This is a genomic window from Candidatus Baltobacteraceae bacterium, assembly GCA_036488875.1.
GTDB lineage: Bacteria > Vulcanimicrobiota > Vulcanimicrobiia > Vulcanimicrobiales > Vulcanimicrobiaceae > JAFAHZ01.
Window position 1 is genome coordinate 233,230 of sequence record DASXGW010000001.1, and the last position, 15,684, is coordinate 248,913.

Annotated in this window: 10 protein-coding genes; 6 read left to right on the forward strand and 4 right to left on the reverse strand. The window is 63.1% G+C overall.

Annotated features, from left to right (window positions below; genetic code table 11):
- Window position 1 precedes the first annotated feature (1 nt).
- The 3 genes from VGG89_00955 to VGG89_00965 all read right to left on the reverse strand — a co-directional run bounded on the left by VGG89_00955 (window position 2) and on the right by VGG89_00965 (window position 7,174).
- Window positions 2–2,101, reverse strand: a complete 2,100-nt coding sequence (locus tag VGG89_00955) for a discoidin domain-containing protein (GenBank protein HEY1975098.1) — start codon at window positions 2,099–2,101, stop codon at window positions 2–4.
- 73 nt (window positions 2,102–2,174) lie between these two features.
- Entirely contained in the window at window positions 2,175–3,644 is a 1,470-nt protein-coding gene (locus VGG89_00960; GenBank protein ID HEY1975099.1) for a hypothetical protein, read from the reverse strand.
- Window positions 3,641–7,174: a TonB-dependent receptor gene (locus tag VGG89_00965; GenBank protein ID HEY1975100.1), complete on the reverse strand. Its 3,534-nt coding sequence runs from the start codon at window positions 7,172–7,174 to the stop codon at window positions 3,641–3,643. The genes VGG89_00960 and VGG89_00965 overlap by 4 nt, the downstream gene beginning before the upstream one ends.
- A 146-nt stretch (window positions 7,175–7,320) precedes the next feature.
- Between VGG89_00965 and VGG89_00970 the strand changes: the two genes are divergently transcribed.
- Window positions 7,321–8,676, forward strand: a complete 1,356-nt coding sequence (locus tag VGG89_00970) for an amino acid permease (protein HEY1975101.1) — start codon at window positions 7,321–7,323, stop codon at window positions 8,674–8,676.
- Here the strand turns inward: VGG89_00970 and VGG89_00975 are convergent.
- Window positions 8,666–9,553: an SIS domain-containing protein gene (locus VGG89_00975; protein HEY1975102.1), complete on the reverse strand. Its 888-nt coding sequence runs from the start codon at window positions 9,551–9,553 to the stop codon at window positions 8,666–8,668. The genes VGG89_00970 and VGG89_00975 overlap by 11 nt on opposite strands.
- Here VGG89_00975 and VGG89_00980 point away from each other — a divergent pair.
- The 5 genes from VGG89_00980 to VGG89_01000 all read left to right on the forward strand — a co-directional run bounded on the left by VGG89_00980 (window position 9,546) and on the right by VGG89_01000 (window position 15,678).
- Window positions 9,546–11,504 carry a family 20 glycosylhydrolase gene (locus tag VGG89_00980; protein HEY1975103.1) on the forward strand — a complete coding sequence of 653 codons (1,959 nt, stop codon included), beginning with the start codon at window positions 9,546–9,548 and terminating at the stop codon, window positions 11,502–11,504. The genes VGG89_00975 and VGG89_00980 overlap by 8 nt on opposite strands.
- Before the next feature lie 240 nt (window positions 11,505–11,744).
- Window positions 11,745–12,638: a hypothetical protein gene (locus VGG89_00985; protein ID HEY1975104.1), complete on the forward strand. Its 894-nt coding sequence runs from the start codon at window positions 11,745–11,747 to the stop codon at window positions 12,636–12,638.
- A 22-nt stretch (window positions 12,639–12,660) separates the two neighbouring features.
- Entirely contained in the window at window positions 12,661–12,879 is a 219-nt protein-coding gene (locus tag VGG89_00990) for a hypothetical protein (GenBank protein HEY1975105.1), read from the forward strand.
- A gap of 109 nt (window positions 12,880–12,988) precedes the next feature.
- Window positions 12,989–13,819: a hypothetical protein gene (locus VGG89_00995; GenBank protein ID HEY1975106.1), complete on the forward strand. Its 831-nt coding sequence runs from the start codon at window positions 12,989–12,991 to the stop codon at window positions 13,817–13,819.
- 77 nt (window positions 13,820–13,896) lie between these two features.
- Window positions 13,897–15,678 (forward strand): PDZ domain-containing protein, encoded by a 1,782-nt coding sequence (locus tag VGG89_01000; GenBank protein ID HEY1975107.1) that lies wholly within the window; start codon window positions 13,897–13,899, stop codon window positions 15,676–15,678.
- Window positions 15,679–15,684: the final 6 nt, after the last annotated feature.

The window sequence follows — 15,684 nt, forward strand, 5'->3', positions numbered from 1 at the left end:
GTTAGTTTGGATCGATCTTTCCGCTTAACACTTCGAGCGACGCTGGAGAGATCGCAAACCTCGTCGATCCGTTGAGTTTGAACCGGGTCGCGTGTATAACTCCCAGGTCCGGATTCGGCGGGTCGGCGGGATTGCGCCCCGTCCATCCGAACTGGTGGCGGCCGAAATCTGCGAAATGCACCGTGCCGGCGAAGTGCCGGCGGCTTTGCGCGCCGTCGAATTCGACGGTGAAGACGCGGGTCGCGGTGTCCTTATTCACGACGAGAATCGACCAGGTGCCGTCCGGCCGTTTCAATGCGTACGCGGTTACCAAAGGCTTGTTGTCGCCCAAGCTCGTCGCGACCGGATAGACGCCGTGCGGATCGTCCCCCGGAAGCGCCCAGTCGCGCGTGATCAGCTGTAACGCGTAGTAAGCTGCGCCTTTGGCCTGCACCGTATAATGCTCGTCGACCATATAGGGATTGTAGGCGCCCCACGTCTTGCAGCGTTCGTTGAAATCGAGCGGCTCGGGTTCGGCTTGGTAGAACGTCGCGTAGGAGATACCCGACGCGAGCGATGCGCCGAAAAAGTCACCCGTCCACAGCGCGCCGTAGACGCGTTGCGGCGCACCGGTTCCGTCGGCCGAGAAGTTGTCTTCGGTTTCCAACAGTGGAACGTTCGCCGGAACGCCGTCGGCGCGCCACGTCTGCGCCATGTGGCGCACGAGCGCCGGCTCGGAGACCAAATCGTCTTGCCGAAGCGCGCCGCTATCGCAGTTGTGGAACGGGTAATGCTCGTACGACATGAAGGCGAGATCGCGCAGATGACCGCGCCGCTTTAAATATGCGATGAAGCGGTGCAGCCACGAGGTATCGCCGCTTGCGTTCGGCCACGCGCGCTCGTCGTCGTTGACGCCCTCGAAGATCGGGCCGCCTAGCTTGACGTTCCGATCGACCGCATGGATCGCTTGCGCGAACTGAATGTAGAGTGCGCCGTAGTCTTCGGGCAGCGCGTATTGCCCGTCGACCTCTTCGCCCATCTCGATATAGGCGATCGGATAGTGGCGTGCTTCCATGTAGCGCACCTCGTTCGCGGCGTTCTCCGGCGTGCTGTAGAAGACCGCAACCGGATAGATCGTGGGCAGGCCGCGCGTCAGCGGGCTGCGCGCGATGAGATCGAGCCCCGGCTGGTCCTGATCGTTGGTGACCTTATCGGTATCGTCGTGCCAGGGATCCGTCGACGACGTCCACATCAAGGTTTGGCGTTTTGGATCGGGCGTGCAAACCTCGGCTCCGTGACAGGAGCCGTATTTCGAGCGAACGACGAGGTCCTGGAAACGCCCTGCAGCATCAATACGTCCGACTCCTAGATCCTCGACCGCATAGCCCGCACAGTTTCGCGGATCGCCTCTGCCGTTTGCGTCGCAGCTTCCCGACGAGCGCGTCATGAGGACGCGTACCGCCGGCGTCTTCACCGGCGTGGTCGCCAAGCGGATCGTCGCGATGCCGCCCCCACCGTTCGTAACGGTCGCGGAAGAAAACGTTTTCCACTCCGCCGACGACGGATGCAGTACGACGTCTTGCGCTCCGGTCCAATATTGAACCGAATATCGCGTCGCATACGGATTCATCCAATGGACGCGTACGGCGTCGATCCGTTGCGGCGCTAAGAATTGCGTCACGATCCACTGCGGATTCGCGGAATCGGGCTCGCCGGTATAGGCGTGCGACAAGTACGGATCGCTTTTCCAATACGTCGAGGAATCGCCGTCGTCGATCCGGGAGTAGCCGTCGTCGGCGCCCTGATCGCGCGACGAACCGCGCCGGGGCAAGCGATAACCGAACGAATCGCTAATCGTCGCATCCGAAGGCGTTGCGCTGCTCGTCCAGTAACCGCGCTTATTGGAGGCGTCGCTGAACGTGCCGTTGGGATTCCAGTGCCAATCCTGAATCGAGAGCTCGGTGTAGAGGCGATACGTGAGCGTTCCCAGGCCCGTGCTCAACATGAGCTGGGTGTTGGCCGGCGAGTAGATTTGATCGAGATGACCCTTCGGATCGGAATCGACCGACGTCCCCAACGCGCGCAACGGCCGAATCGTTTGTACGCGATGCGTCGTATCCACGCTCATCGTTATCGAATGCGAATTTATCGGATCGACATTGCGAACGATCGTTTTCGCCGGGCTCGCCGCGGCGCTAGTGACGAGGGCGAGGATCGCGAACGTACATACCCGTCTGAGTCGTCGAACCGTCGTCTTGCTCCATGGCTTGAGAGAGGGTGATGTCGGCCTGTCCGGCCGCGTTGGTGATGGTGGGCTTCTGCGGCGTCGTGCGTTCGATCAGTCCGTGCGCCGCTTCGTAGGCGGGATAGTCGAAGCCGATCGTTTGAACGACGATGTCGTCGGCATTCGTCTTAGAGCCGAGGGCAGTCGTATTCTGCGCTGCGGTGCAGATCGACGGGCTGGGTTTGAGATTGCCGGCTCCCCCTGACGTCGCAAGATTCGGTCCGTCCGTATCGGGCAAACGATACGTTGCCTTCGCGTGCGAGGTCACGAGCAGCGTGTAATACACGGGTGCAAACTGCGTGCCGCGAGCCCCTTGACAATTCGACGCGCCGCTGTTCGCGCCGTCGTGTGGTCCGCCCCTTGGACCGTAATCGACGATCTGCACGTACGCTTCTTTAACGCCGAACGGAAGGAACGCCGTAACGTGTCCGCCGCCGTTACCGTCGGGAACGAAGACCGGCGCCGTCATCTTCGGTAAGACGTGTGACGCGTTGAGCGTAGCCGTCTTCCTCACGGTCGTCGTGGTGACGCCGCCCGATCCTACCGTTGAAATGGCGACGGCGAGCGTGTAGTCACCGCTACGCGGCGTCGTGCGGTCGAACACCGTGACGCCCTCGCCGACGCCTAGGAAATACGGATCGCCGAACGAATCGACGCCGGCCAAAATCAGACCGTCGCGCGTTCCCATGTGGTCGAGATCCGGATCGAACGCCGGCGGGCCGCCCCACGGCACGAAAACGTAGCGCGAGATCGGATCGTGCGCCGAATACATCGGTTGCGGATATGGCTGATAGCTATAGCCTTGTCCGGTTTCCGCGACCGCGTTGGCCGGTTGAAACCCCATCGCAAAGACGCCGCCGCTCTCACCGAACGTCGTGGTGTTCGGCGAGAGTCCGTTCGGGCAGCGTACGAAATTCTGACCCTTCGGCGGTTTAGGAAACGTGCCTATGCCGTCGCAGGAAGGCGTTCCAGGCGCGACCGTCTGCGGCGTACCATCGATCGAACTGCCGCGCCACTCGCGCGCGCTCGGGCCGCCGTTGAAGACGGTCGTGTACGGGTCGGGAAATCCCGACGAGGAGTTGGCTTCGGCGAACGACGGGACCGCGCGCGCATCGATTCTAAACGGCCCGCTTACTTTGGGCGTGCTGACTCCAACCGCGCTATACCCGTTGCTCTGCCGGAACGTCGAGACGATGTTGAGCCCGACGCTCCCGCCGTACACGTTTGCCGTGCCGACCGCGAACTGCAACGCGCCGTAGCTCGTACCGCGCGGCAGGAAAAACGACGGCGCCATAGCCCCTTCGCGTCCCGCGGGGAGTGAACTGCCGCCGCATCCGGACGCGACGACGGCGAGCAGCGCGATAACGAACGGCTTTCTCATGGTTTCGGTCCTAATGCAAACTGGATGTATCCACGCACCGAACGGCCCGGGACGTACAGTTCCGGATACGGCAGCCACGATTGATTGAAGGCGGCTTGATTGCGCGCACCGGCTTGATAGAGCGGATTCGACTCGAGCTTGCCGTTGACGAGCTGCGTGGGATACGCGCCCGCGTACTGGCCGGTCTGCGCGCCGCCGACGCCGTTTGCAACGGGCTGCCACGCCTGATTGACGCCCGGCTCGCTGCGATAGTTGTCGAAAATATTGGTGACGTAGACGCCGTACGTTACGCTGCGCCGCTCGTACTGCAGGTTGAGATCCGCGTATGCCCGTGGGGGCGTGAGCGTCTGACCCGCCAGCGGTGATTCCTTATCGCCGCGGCACGCATAGTCGTGCGGTTTGAAAATACTGCCCGGGAACGCAGGGTCGACGTAACAGAGTGCGTTGTAGGCCTGAAGCGGCTGACCGGGCCCCGCAAACGGAAGGCCTTGCCCGAGGTTGCCGGTTGGAATTTGGTAGAGCACGCCGTTGACGAAGCCGTATGTCGTCGTTCCGACGCCGGTCGGTATGCCGCCGTTTGCCGTGATGATCGGATTGACGGTGATTCCACCCTTCGTTTTGTACTGAATGCCGGCTACGGCCGACAGCGGTGGAACGTAGGCGGCGTGAAAGAGCGCGCCGGTTTGATACAGATATTGGGCCGTCGCCGGCAGGCTGTCCGAGTTCGACACCGGCGGCGTCGAGGTCAAAGCGTTGATGTAGTCGACGGTCAAGAATCCGCCCCAGCCCGACAAACGATCCGGGGTCGTCAGCATAAACTCGATGCCGTACGTTTTGGTGCTTCCGTTTTGGCGAACTTGGAACGAACCGGCGGTTTGCTGACCCGTTACCGGATCCGGCGGCCCGGCGTTGAGCAGCACGACTTGATACGTGTTATAGCCTTGCCGATAGTAGCCCGTGAGCTTGGTTCCCCAGCCGTTGCGAAAACCGTGGCTCCACGCGATATCGTAGTTATTGTACGTCGCGACCGTTTGCCCGCCGATGTCGGGTGCCGCGTAGGCTTGGTCGAACGCCCAATAGAGTTGCTGCGCGTAGTCACTGCATTGGAAATAGTTGCCGACGCTGCCGACCGTACCGGCGCCCGACCAGTACTGATTCGGATTGGGGACGTACGTACCGTTGACGCCCGATCCCGGCGGATGCCAGCCGCTTCCGCACGCCGGACCTTCGCCCGTGTTTGGGTTGTAGGTTGGGCTGCCGGAATCTTTAGCCGGGATCTCCCAAAGAATCGGATTGACGCCGCCGATGTTCGTCGGCGTTCCGGCGGTTTGACCGAAGAAGAAGCTGGCCGAACGGCCGTAGCTGAAGCGAACGCTGTCGTGCGGCGTGAGCAAATAGCTCGTCGCAAATCGCGGCTCGACGACTTTGGGATAGAGATAACTGTCCGATAGAACGGCGTAACCGGTGCCGATGTCGGCGGTGTTGCTGAGATCTTTGTTGACTTGCGTATTGCCGGCCCACTTCAAATTCTGTCCGTCCAGACGAACGCCGTAATCGAAGCTGAGGCGATCGTTGGGCGTCCATTGATCGCGCACGCCGAAACCGAACTGCTGGAAGTCGGCACCCATGTAGTCGAAGCCGGTCGACGGCATCACGGGCAGCTTGCCTTTCCAATCGCCGTGCGAGAGCAGCCACTCGTAGAGGTAGCAGCCTTGACCCGTCGGCGCGTTTGGCGAGTAACCGTTGTCGAGAGCCGGGCCGATGCACGGATTACTGCCGCTGACCGGCTGCCCCGGATTTTCGGGCAAGTACCAATCTTCGATGCGCGCGCCGGTCGGCTCGTAACAGTGGGACGTTTGCGTGTCGAAGCCGGTCGCGGAATTATACTGGCAAGACGACTGCGCCGCGGCTTGATCGACGCCGCGTCCGCCTAAGAAGCCCTGCCACGTGTTGCCGTAGTTGAGCTGATTCCAGTACGGAAATCCGTTCTCGTATTTGGCGACGAACGTAATCGTGTTCTTATCACTGAGAATGCTCGTGACTTGGTCTTGGAAGCCGACCTTGCGGCCGCCGGCGTTGTTGTAACCCGGCAAATACGAGCCGAGCGTCAAATCGGACGACGAACCCGTTACGTTGTTGGCGACCAGCCCGCCCCAGTTATAGAAGAACGCGTTCATCGAAGTGTTCGTCCCGAGCGGACGCGTGTAGCCGATCTTCAGAAGATTGGTAGGACCGTACACGTATTGCTCGGGCTGCGTCGGATGTGCGTACGTCGTCGGGACGCCCGGGTAGTACGGAATCACCGAATCGTACCATTTTTGCCCGTTGCGATCGCCGGGAGTGCTCGGAAACATCGGATAGCCGCTATAGTCGCTGGTGAAGTTCGCTTCCGAGAACGGATCGTACGGGTAGTAGTTCGCGTACTGCAAGCCGCCCGCGTTCGCCCACGCCCGGTGGTCGAGCCAATCGGTGAGAATTTGAATCTGCTGCGAATTGTTCTTGCCGAAGCGGTAGTAGAAATTATTGAGTACGTCGTCGTCGTAGTTAAACGAAGTACCGTAATATTGTCCGATATCCGAAACGGAGACGCCGTACGGCGCGTACTGCGGCGCCGAGCGCGTCGAGCGGAACGAGAAGAAGTCGGAGAAGCGCCCGTCCTGCGTTGCGATGCCGTACTGACCGGCGGCCGAGTGATAATACCACGGGCCGCCGACGTCGAAGCTCAGGAAGCCGTTGCCGGGATAGGTTCCGCGTCCCGGAACGATATTGACGACGCCGGCACCGATGCCGCCCTGCGTCGCGTCGCCCGCGCCGCTAACGACTTGCATCGAACCCGCACCGCCGCCGACGCCGTTGAGATAGCCCTGGCTCGGATTCTCGTCGAAAAACGATCCGCGATAATCGATGCCGTCGAACTGATAACCGATCTCGACGCTGGCGGAGCCGCGAATCGTAAACGCGTTGCTGCTGTTTCCGGGTCCCGGCACGTAGTTCGTGTTCTGGATCACGCCCGGTGCGGAGAGCACGAGCTGATTGAAGTTCGTCGATCCGGCTTCCCCCAACGCTTCGTCGACGCGTTTGCCTTGAAACGTCGTTTCGTCGATCGTTTGATGCGGCTGGAAGGCAGACGTCGTGTCGCGCGCGTGAACGCTCGCGATCGTCTTGAGGCCTTTGATGAGGCGCACGGCGCCGATCTGCTGCGTTTCGTCGCCGAATACGGTGATGCCGGTAAGCGTGTCCTCTTCGTAACCGTTCGCCGTGATCTTGACGACGTACGTGTCGGGCGGCAGATCGAGAAACGTGAACGAGCCGTGCGAATCGGTGGTCCCCCGATACTGTCCGGACTCCGCGCTCACCAATACCGCCGCGCCCGCGACGGGTGCGCTCGTTTTGGAGTCGACGACCGATCCGCGTAAGATTCCCGTGACGCCGCCGGCCGCAAAAACGACGGAACTCGCCGCGACGCAAAGGGCGACGGTCAGCGCGAGTGCTGTGGAAATGCGGGAGACGCTAACAGAGCGTATGAGCATGACGAGAACCTCCTGAGCCGGTCAAGAAGCCTCGCTATGGCGTGAGCGTTAACCTCACGTGAACGCTAGTGGGCGCATCCCCCACGTTACGCGGAGGCTTTCCCCGGGCCAGGGGGGTCTCCTTCCACCCACGAACGCGGGCGCCCATGCAACGAGCGATCGGACTGCGCGGCGCAGTCGCGATCAACGTCATAACGATGATCGGCATCGGGCCGCTCATCACCATTCCGCTGGTGCTCTCGGCACTGGGCGGTCCGCTTGCGCTCACCGCCTGGATCGCCGGTGCTGTGCTCGCGCTCTGCGACGGCCTCGTGTGGGCAGAGCTGGCCTCGCGCCTTCCGGGATCGGGCGGCACCTACGCGTACCTGCGCGCGGCGTTCGGCGAGCATCGTTTGGGCCGTGCGCTGGCGTTCCTCTTCAACTGGCAGTGCCTGCTGTTTTATCCGTGCATTCTGGCGACCGGATACATCGGCGTCGTCAACTACTCGGCGTACGTCGCGCCCGTTTTTGCGAGCAATCCGCTCGCTCGCGATACGCTCGCGATTGCGGTCGGTTTGATTACGATTGCGTTGCTGTACCGGAAAACGTCCGAGGTCGCGGCGCTGGGCAAAGTGCTTGGGGTCGCGGCGGCGGCCACGCTCGTCATCGTAACGCTGGCGGCATTCACACACGGTCACGCGAGCCACGCGTTCGCGCTCGCCAAGCCGTTGCATTTCGATAAGGCGTTTGTGGCGGGGTTTGCTACCGGGCTCTACATCGCGATGTACGATTACGCCGGATACTCGACCGTGGCGCTCGTCGGCGACGAGGTGGAATCGCCGAATCGGACGATACCGCTCTCGATACTCATTTCGGTTATCGTGGTTGCGGCACTGTACGTGTTGCTCCAAATCGGCGTGCTCGGCGCGGTGCCGTGGCAATCGCTGCTCGACGCACACGGCAATCCGACGCCGCAATCGCAGTACATCGGATCTACGATCGTCGAGGGCGCCTGGGGACATCCGGCGGCGTTCGCGGTGACGATGCTCGTGCTCGTCACCGCGCTGGCGTCGCTGTACGGAAACCTGCTCGGCGCGTCGCGCATTCCGTATGCGGCGGCGCGCGACGGCGCGTTCATTCCCGCCTTCGGTAAGCTGCATCCAACCGGAGATTTCCCCTTCGTGTCGCTGCTGGCCATCGGGGCGCTCTCGCTCGTCGCCAGCTTCTTTACGCTCGATCTCGTGATCGCGGTGTTGACTGCCGGCATCGTGTTGATTCAAAGCGTCGCGCAGATCGTTGCCTTGGCCGTGCTGCGCACGTCGCGCGGGCCGGCGCCGTTTCGGATGCCGCTCTATCCGTTACCCGCACTGATCGCACTGGCGGGATGGATCTTGGCGTTCAAATTCACCGGGACGACGGCGATCGAGTTCGGCGTGGGCTGGCTCGTGGTCGGGATCGCCGTCTTTCTCGTTGTGGCCAAAATGGAGCGGTGGTGGCCGTTCGCGCAGAGCGCTACTCCGTAACGATCGCTTTGGTCAAGCCGCGCGGCTTGTCGCTATCGACGCCGCGCGTGCGTGCGACGTGCAGCGCGAGCAGTTGCAGCGTCACCAGCCACGCGAGCGTGTTGTAGGGATCGTCGACGACCGGTCCGAGACGTTCGCCGGTTCCCAGCGATTCGGTGCCTACCGTAATCCGCAGCGCCCCGCGCACGGCGAGGTCGCGCATTGCCGCTCCCACGATCGGCGAGCCGTCGGCATCGACAATGCCGATCGCCGCAGTCGATGCGTCGGCCATCGCGGCGCTACCGTGACGAAACTCGCCGGCCTGAAACCCCTCGGCGTGCATGTAGGTGGCTTCCTTGAACTTCAGCGCCGCTTCGCGCGCGATCGGCGCGCCGTAGTCGGTTCCGAGAATCACGATACCGCTGCAGTGCGCGATCCGCGCCGCAGGCGTCAGAGTAGTGCCGGCGGAATCGCGCAGCCACGAGCGAACGGTTTGCGCCGTTTCCAGCAGCACCGCGGGTTCGCGCGAACGATCCTGCGCGAGCAGCGACGCCGCCGTAAGGAGAATGGCTATCGTGCACGAGACGCTTTTCGTGGCCGGAACGGCGAGTTCGGGTCCGGCGCCCACGTCGATCGTCAGATCGGCGCGTTGCCCGAGCGGTGATTCGGCCGTGTTCGTAACGGCGACGAGCTTTGCGGGACGCAGGACCTCGAGCGCGCGAAGAACGTCGGTCGAGCGGCCGCTTTGCGAAAGTGCGACGACCGTGCTGCCCTCGAACGCGCGATGGTCGCCCTGCGCTTCGGTTGCCGCCAGCGCGATTGCATCGATTGCGCGGCGCCGCAGCGCGATTGCGCCCAGCTGTGCGGCAAAGAGCGAACTGCCGCTGCCGATGAGCACGATCTTTCCCTCGAGCGCGCTCGCGAGCCTTGCGGCGGCATCGGAACGCGCGATTCTCTCCCAAACTTCGGGCTGCTCGAAGATCTCGCGCTCGAAGTCACGGCCGAGCTGGGTTTCCACGCTCGCCCCGATTGCAGCAGCGGGCGCGCTCTTCCTGTGCGCCTGCGTCGCGCGCGCGGAAACCGTCGTGCCGTCGCCGCAGCATTTCGTCGAAACCGCGCAACGCTACGTGCTTCCTGCAGTGGTGACGATTTCGGCTTCCGGCGTGGCGTCCGAATCGATCGCGCTCGCGCGGCGCATCCTGCGCGAACACGGAGTCGGAGCGGCCTTGACCCTCGCGCGATCGGCAAACGATGCGGCGCTCGGATCGGAGGGCTATCGTCTGAACGTGACCGCTTCGGGGATCACCATCGCGGCCAACGGGAATGCCGGAGTTTTCTACGGGCTGCAGACGCTCGATCAGCTGTTGCCGCCGGCCGGCGGCGATCGCACGATGCGCGGCGTAGAAATCGCCGATTGGCCGGCGCACCCGTGGCGCGGCATGCATCTCGACGTCAGCCGGCATTTCTTCGGCGTCGACGTCGTCGAGCGCTACATCGACGTCATGGCGCGCTACAAGCTCAACGTCTTTCACTGGCATTTGACCGACGATCAAGGCTGGCGCATCGCGATCGCGCGCTATCCGCGTCTTACCAGTGCGGGCGGATGCCGCGCCGGTACGGAGCTCGAAGGCGACGCCACCGAGATCGACGCGCAACGGTATTGCGGCTATTACACGCAAGACCAGATTCGACGGGTCGTGGAGTACGCAAAAGCCCGCTACGTCACGATCGTTCCCGAGATCGAAATGCCGGGACACTCCCAAGCCGCGATCGCGGCCTATCCGCGCCTTGGATGCGGGAGTCCTCACGTTACGGTCCGCGAAACGTGGGGCGTAAGCGACGTCGTCTACTGCCCGACCGAGTACACGTTCGGATTTCTCGAAAACGTCTTGCGCGAAGTCATCGCGCTCTTTCCCGGACCGTACGTCCACATCGGCGGCGACGAAGTCCCTACCGTTGCGTGGCGGCACAGTGCCGCCGTGCAACAACTCATGCGCGAACGGCACATCGCAACCTACGCCGGCGTGCAAGGGTATTTCGACCGCCGCATCGAGCGATTTCTGGAGGCTCACGGGCGGCGCGTTATTGGATGGGACGACATTCTGGGCGGCGGAGTGACTCGCCGCGCCGCGATCATGTCGTGGCACGCCGGCGACAGCGGGGTTGAGGCCGCGCGGCACGGCAACGACGTGGTGATGACGCCGGACGGTCCGCTGTATTTCGATGCGTATCAGGGCGATCCCAACGACGAGCCGCAGGCGATCGGCGATCTGTCGACGCCCGAGATGATCTACCGCTATCAGCCGGTTTCAGCTTCGCTGACCTCCGCGCAGTCGCGGCACATCATCGGCGTACAGGGAAACCTTTGGGCCGAGTACGTCGGGACGCCGCAGCACCTCTTTTATATGCTGCTCCCGCGCATGTTGAGTCTCAGCGAAATTGCCTGGCGCGATCCTCAGCCGCGCGCGTGGAGCGATTTCGCGCTCGCGATGGGCGCGCAGCTGCCGTGGTTAGGCGGGCACGGCTACGCGTTTCGCATTCCGAATCCGGAGTTTTCGGTGGCCGGCGGCAGCCTGCATTTCGCCAACGTGTCGCCCAGCGTTCGCACGGTCGACGCGCAGACGGCATCAGGCAGCGTCGCGGTAACGATATCGAGCGTCGTTCCGAACGGCACGATTCGCTACACCGTCGACGGAACGCCGCCGTCGAAAACGTCGACGGGGTACCGCAATCCGATTGCGTTGTCGCTCGGGCCCAACCAAGCGGTACGAATTACCGCGATCGTAGTGCTCCCGGATGGTCGCGCTAGTACCCCCAGTTGCTTAATGCTCGCCGCTGCATCGCCGTAAAGTTTAAAATCGCGAGACCGTTAACACGTCAACGGTCAATACACGCGGCGTAAAGACTCCGTAACGAGCGTTGTCTCCACAGATGACCGGTGGCATGATTGCTTGGAGGAGACAACGGCCATTCTTAATCAAACGAAACCGCCATTCTGGTCGCTGGGTGGGCGCCGCCGGGATCGGGACGAAGCCGACGAGCCGGTCGTGGAGACCTCATCCGAAGCTAGTTCCAAACTAGGCAGCCTGATGCAGCAGCTCGACGCCGGAATCGCGCAATCGACCGAGCGCGAGCGCGCGGTGCAGGCGGGACGCAAGCGAGACCTTCATGCCGTTGCGGATCCCGCGCCTGCCGCCGAACCGCCGCTCGACACGGCGAAAGTCGAGACTTCTAACGTGGAAACGCCCAAGGTCGAACTCGGCGTGATCGAACGCACTAGCGTTCAAGCAGAAGCGATCGAGATCGATTCAGTAACGAGCGAAGCGTTGCGCCTCATCGCGGATCAACGTAGGGCTGCCGAAGCGCTGTTATCGGAGACGCGTGCGCTCGAGGATCAGATCAAGAATGCGGCGGTGGCCGCGCAAGCGACGCGCGCCTACCAATCGGCAAAATCGAAAGCCGAAGACGCCGCGGCGAGGGCAGAAGCCGCCGCCAACGCTGAAGCCGAGTCCAAACAACGCTCCGACGCGCTCGTGCACGATCATTCCGTGCTGTCGAGCGAACTCAAGAGCATTGAAGAAATCGTGACGATCAAGCGCCACGAAGCCGACGCGGCCAAGCTCGAAATTGCCGATCTCGAGCGCAAGCTCGGAGAGTTGAAGCACGCGGCGCAGACGGTGTTTTCCGACGTCGCGCTTCACGAATCGCGCGCGCGCGAGTGCACGGCGCGTGAGACCGCGGCGGCGCGATCGGCTGCCGAAGCGGCGGCGCGCACCGCGGCCCGTAAGGCCGAACGCGAAGCGGCCGAGGCTGCGGCGCAGGCAGCGCACGAAAGCGCCGAGGCGCTGCGCACCGAGCTGCCTTCGGCCCAGGGCACGGGCGCAATCGAAGACCTACAACGGCTTACGGCGCGCATCACGGAGCAGGTAGAACTTGCGCGCAGCCTGCGAAACGGCAGCCTTAACGGGCAAAAAGCAAGCTAAATCCGGGGACATGGGGGTTTATATGTCGACCACTAGCAACTCGTCGCTCTGGCAAATGATGGCCCAGCTCGACGCAAGTATCGAGGAGTCCAACAAACGCGATGCCGAGAAGGGCGTGGTGGAGTATCGCGACAGCGACGACATCGAAGAGCCCGCCTACCGCCTTCCGTTGCGCGTAACGCAGGAGCTCAACGGCGCGCCCGTCGGCTTCGAGTGCCCGAACTCGATGACGCCGCCCTGATCGCGTCCAAACCGTCCCTCTAAACGTCCGTTAGCAGCAACGCCGGCTCGTGCGCCGGCGTTGGTTTTTTGGGGCAGTGGGGACAGCCGCCGGTCGCGAATCCCCGCGCATGAAGAGTTTGCTTAACGCGACCGCCTTTGCGGCGGCGGCGATCGTAGTTTCGTCCCTGGCGGCGGTGGCCGCGGACTCGACGCCGGCGATGCCCAACGGTGCGATGGGGGCGACGTTCGACTACACCATCGGCGTGCAGACGTCGAAGGGCAAGAAATCCAGCAGCGGTCAAATCGTCGTGCGGCCGGCAGGTACGGGCAAGTTGACGCTCACCGTCACGTCGTCGGACGGTACGAGCAAAACCATCCCGCTTGCAATGGAAAACGGCACCATAGTGCCGGCAATGCCGTCGCCGTCGGCTTCGTCGGTACCGGCCGCGGCGCAGACGCTGATGGCCAATCTGAAACTCGCGGCAACGGTCGGCGTCGCTGCGAAAAAGAGCGGCGGTCAAGCGTTTAACGCTCCGGTGACGCTGAGGCCGATCGGCGAAGGTACGCCGGTGCCCGCGCAGATTTCCATGAAACCGGGTGGGGGCGCGGGGAACGTCACGTACTCGGGAACCGTCGGCGGAACGTCGTTGACGACCTTGCCGCCGAGCAGCGGCATCGATCCGGCGCAACTCGTGAAGAGCGCCGGTGTCGGTATGGTTTCGCACGGGTTCACCCCTGCAGGCCGCATCGCGACCGCGGTCGCCATGCATCACCGGACGGCCGAAGAGAAAAAAGCCGCGCAGGGTGCGGTGGCCGATGCGATGTCGTTGACGATCGACGCGAGTTTTAACGCCGGTACGTTTCACGCAATCACCGGCGCGCAAACCGACGAGCTGAATCTCGGCGGCAAAAAAGTGAAGATCTACTCGACCTGGTCGTTCACTCGCGTCGCACCCTAGCGTAACTACTATAAGCTTAGTTGACACGGCGCTTGGGCCCGGCTATTATCTACTAAACGTTTAGTAGAGGGTGGGAGATGATCGTTCCGGTTACCACGGTCGCGGTAACGGCCCGGGCGGCGGCGCAAACGATTGCTGCGCTGCGCGCGGCGAGCGGATGCGCCGGTTGGCGGCGGCTGCGCACCGTGGCCGTTTCGGGCACGCATCGCGGCGACAATCTCAACGGTCCGTATCAACAACTGATCGACACGCGCGATGGCCGGTACGTGACGCGTTGGCAGAGCGGAGATTTTGCTAGCGGAGACGGCTACGACGGCGTAGCGCCGTGGGACCGCGACTTTTCGGCGACGACGCACGTGATGGACGCACCGGCGGTCATCGCAATCGCCAAGACGCAGGCGTGGGTGCGCGCTCGCGGCTGGTGCGACGCGGGCGGCACGCGTTACTCCGCGGCGCAGACGCAGCACTTGGCCAACGGAACGTTTCTGGATGCGGTCGTTGCGCGCCCGGCCGGCGGTGCGCCCGTCACGTTGCTGGTCGATCGCGCCACGCATTTGCTCGACAGCAGCAGCGTGCGATACGACGAGAATCACGTCATTGCATACTATTCGGATTGGCGATCGATCGCCGGGACGGTCGTTCCCTACGCGACGTCGATCGTCGACCCGGAAGACAACGACGTCGAGTCGCGCAAGATCGAGGGTCTCGTCGCACAAAAATCGTTCGTACCGAACGCCGGCGTCTACGCGCCGCCGCACACCGCGTTCGGCGTTACGATGCCCCACGGCAAGAGCGCGGTGACGGTCCCGTACGTTATGGAAGGCTACAAGCCGATAGTGGACGTGACGATCGACGGCAAAGGTCCGTTTCCGTTCGTCGTCGACGCGGGCGGCCATTTCATTCTGACCGCGCCAACGGCGCGGCGCGTTGGTTTAACGGGACGCGGCTTTGCGAGCAGTACGAACTTCGGCACGATTTCGCACGTCGGCTTCGCCGGGGTACGCAGCATCGGCATCGGCGGTGCGGTGCTGCACGACGAAGTCGTGAAGATCAATCCGTACGCGTTTGCCAAGAGCGAACGCGGTCCGCGCGCCCCCAAAGCGGGGTGGCTCGGACTGGAGTTTTTCGAACGGTTCGCGGTGACGTTCGATCCGCGCAACCACACGATGACGTTGCGGCCGCTCAACGCGCCGCGGCCGGCGGCGGCGGGGACGAAAGTACCGATCGTCTTTGACGAGGATTCGCCGCTTGCGGGATGTTCGGTCGCGGGCAAGGCTGGTTTGTGCATGCTCGATACGGGAAATGCCGCGCCGGTCATCGTGGCAAGTCGCTGGGCGACGCGCGTTGGCGTGGCATCGCTTCTTGAGCGCGGCTCGTTCGTTGGAAGCGGCACGTACGTGTCGCGCGCTCCCGTCGGCGTCGGACCGTTTCTGCGTCCCCGCGAGGTTGTCATGTACGAGCCCGACCCCAATGCCGAACTCTTCACCGACGAGGCGGCAATTCTCAGCGAGGCGTTCATCGACGGATTCATGTCGACGTTCGACTACGCGCGCCGGGGGGTGTGGCTGCAGCCGCTTGCGCGCGATCCGACGCCGTATAATCGCTCCGGCGTCATCGCAGCGAAGCAAGCCGATGGAACGTTTATCGCTCGCTACGTCATAGTAGGCTCTGGCGCTGCCCTTGCCGGCGTGCGCAAGGGCGACGTCATTGCCGCCGTCGACGGCGTTTCGGCGAAGCAGTTCTCGGGCGCGGACTTCGCGACGGCAAACGCCCTGCCGCAGCGGAGGACGATCGCGTTTACGATCGTGCGCGACGGGCGAAAACGCGTGGTTACCGTGCCGATGCGAGCCCTCATTTAACGCACT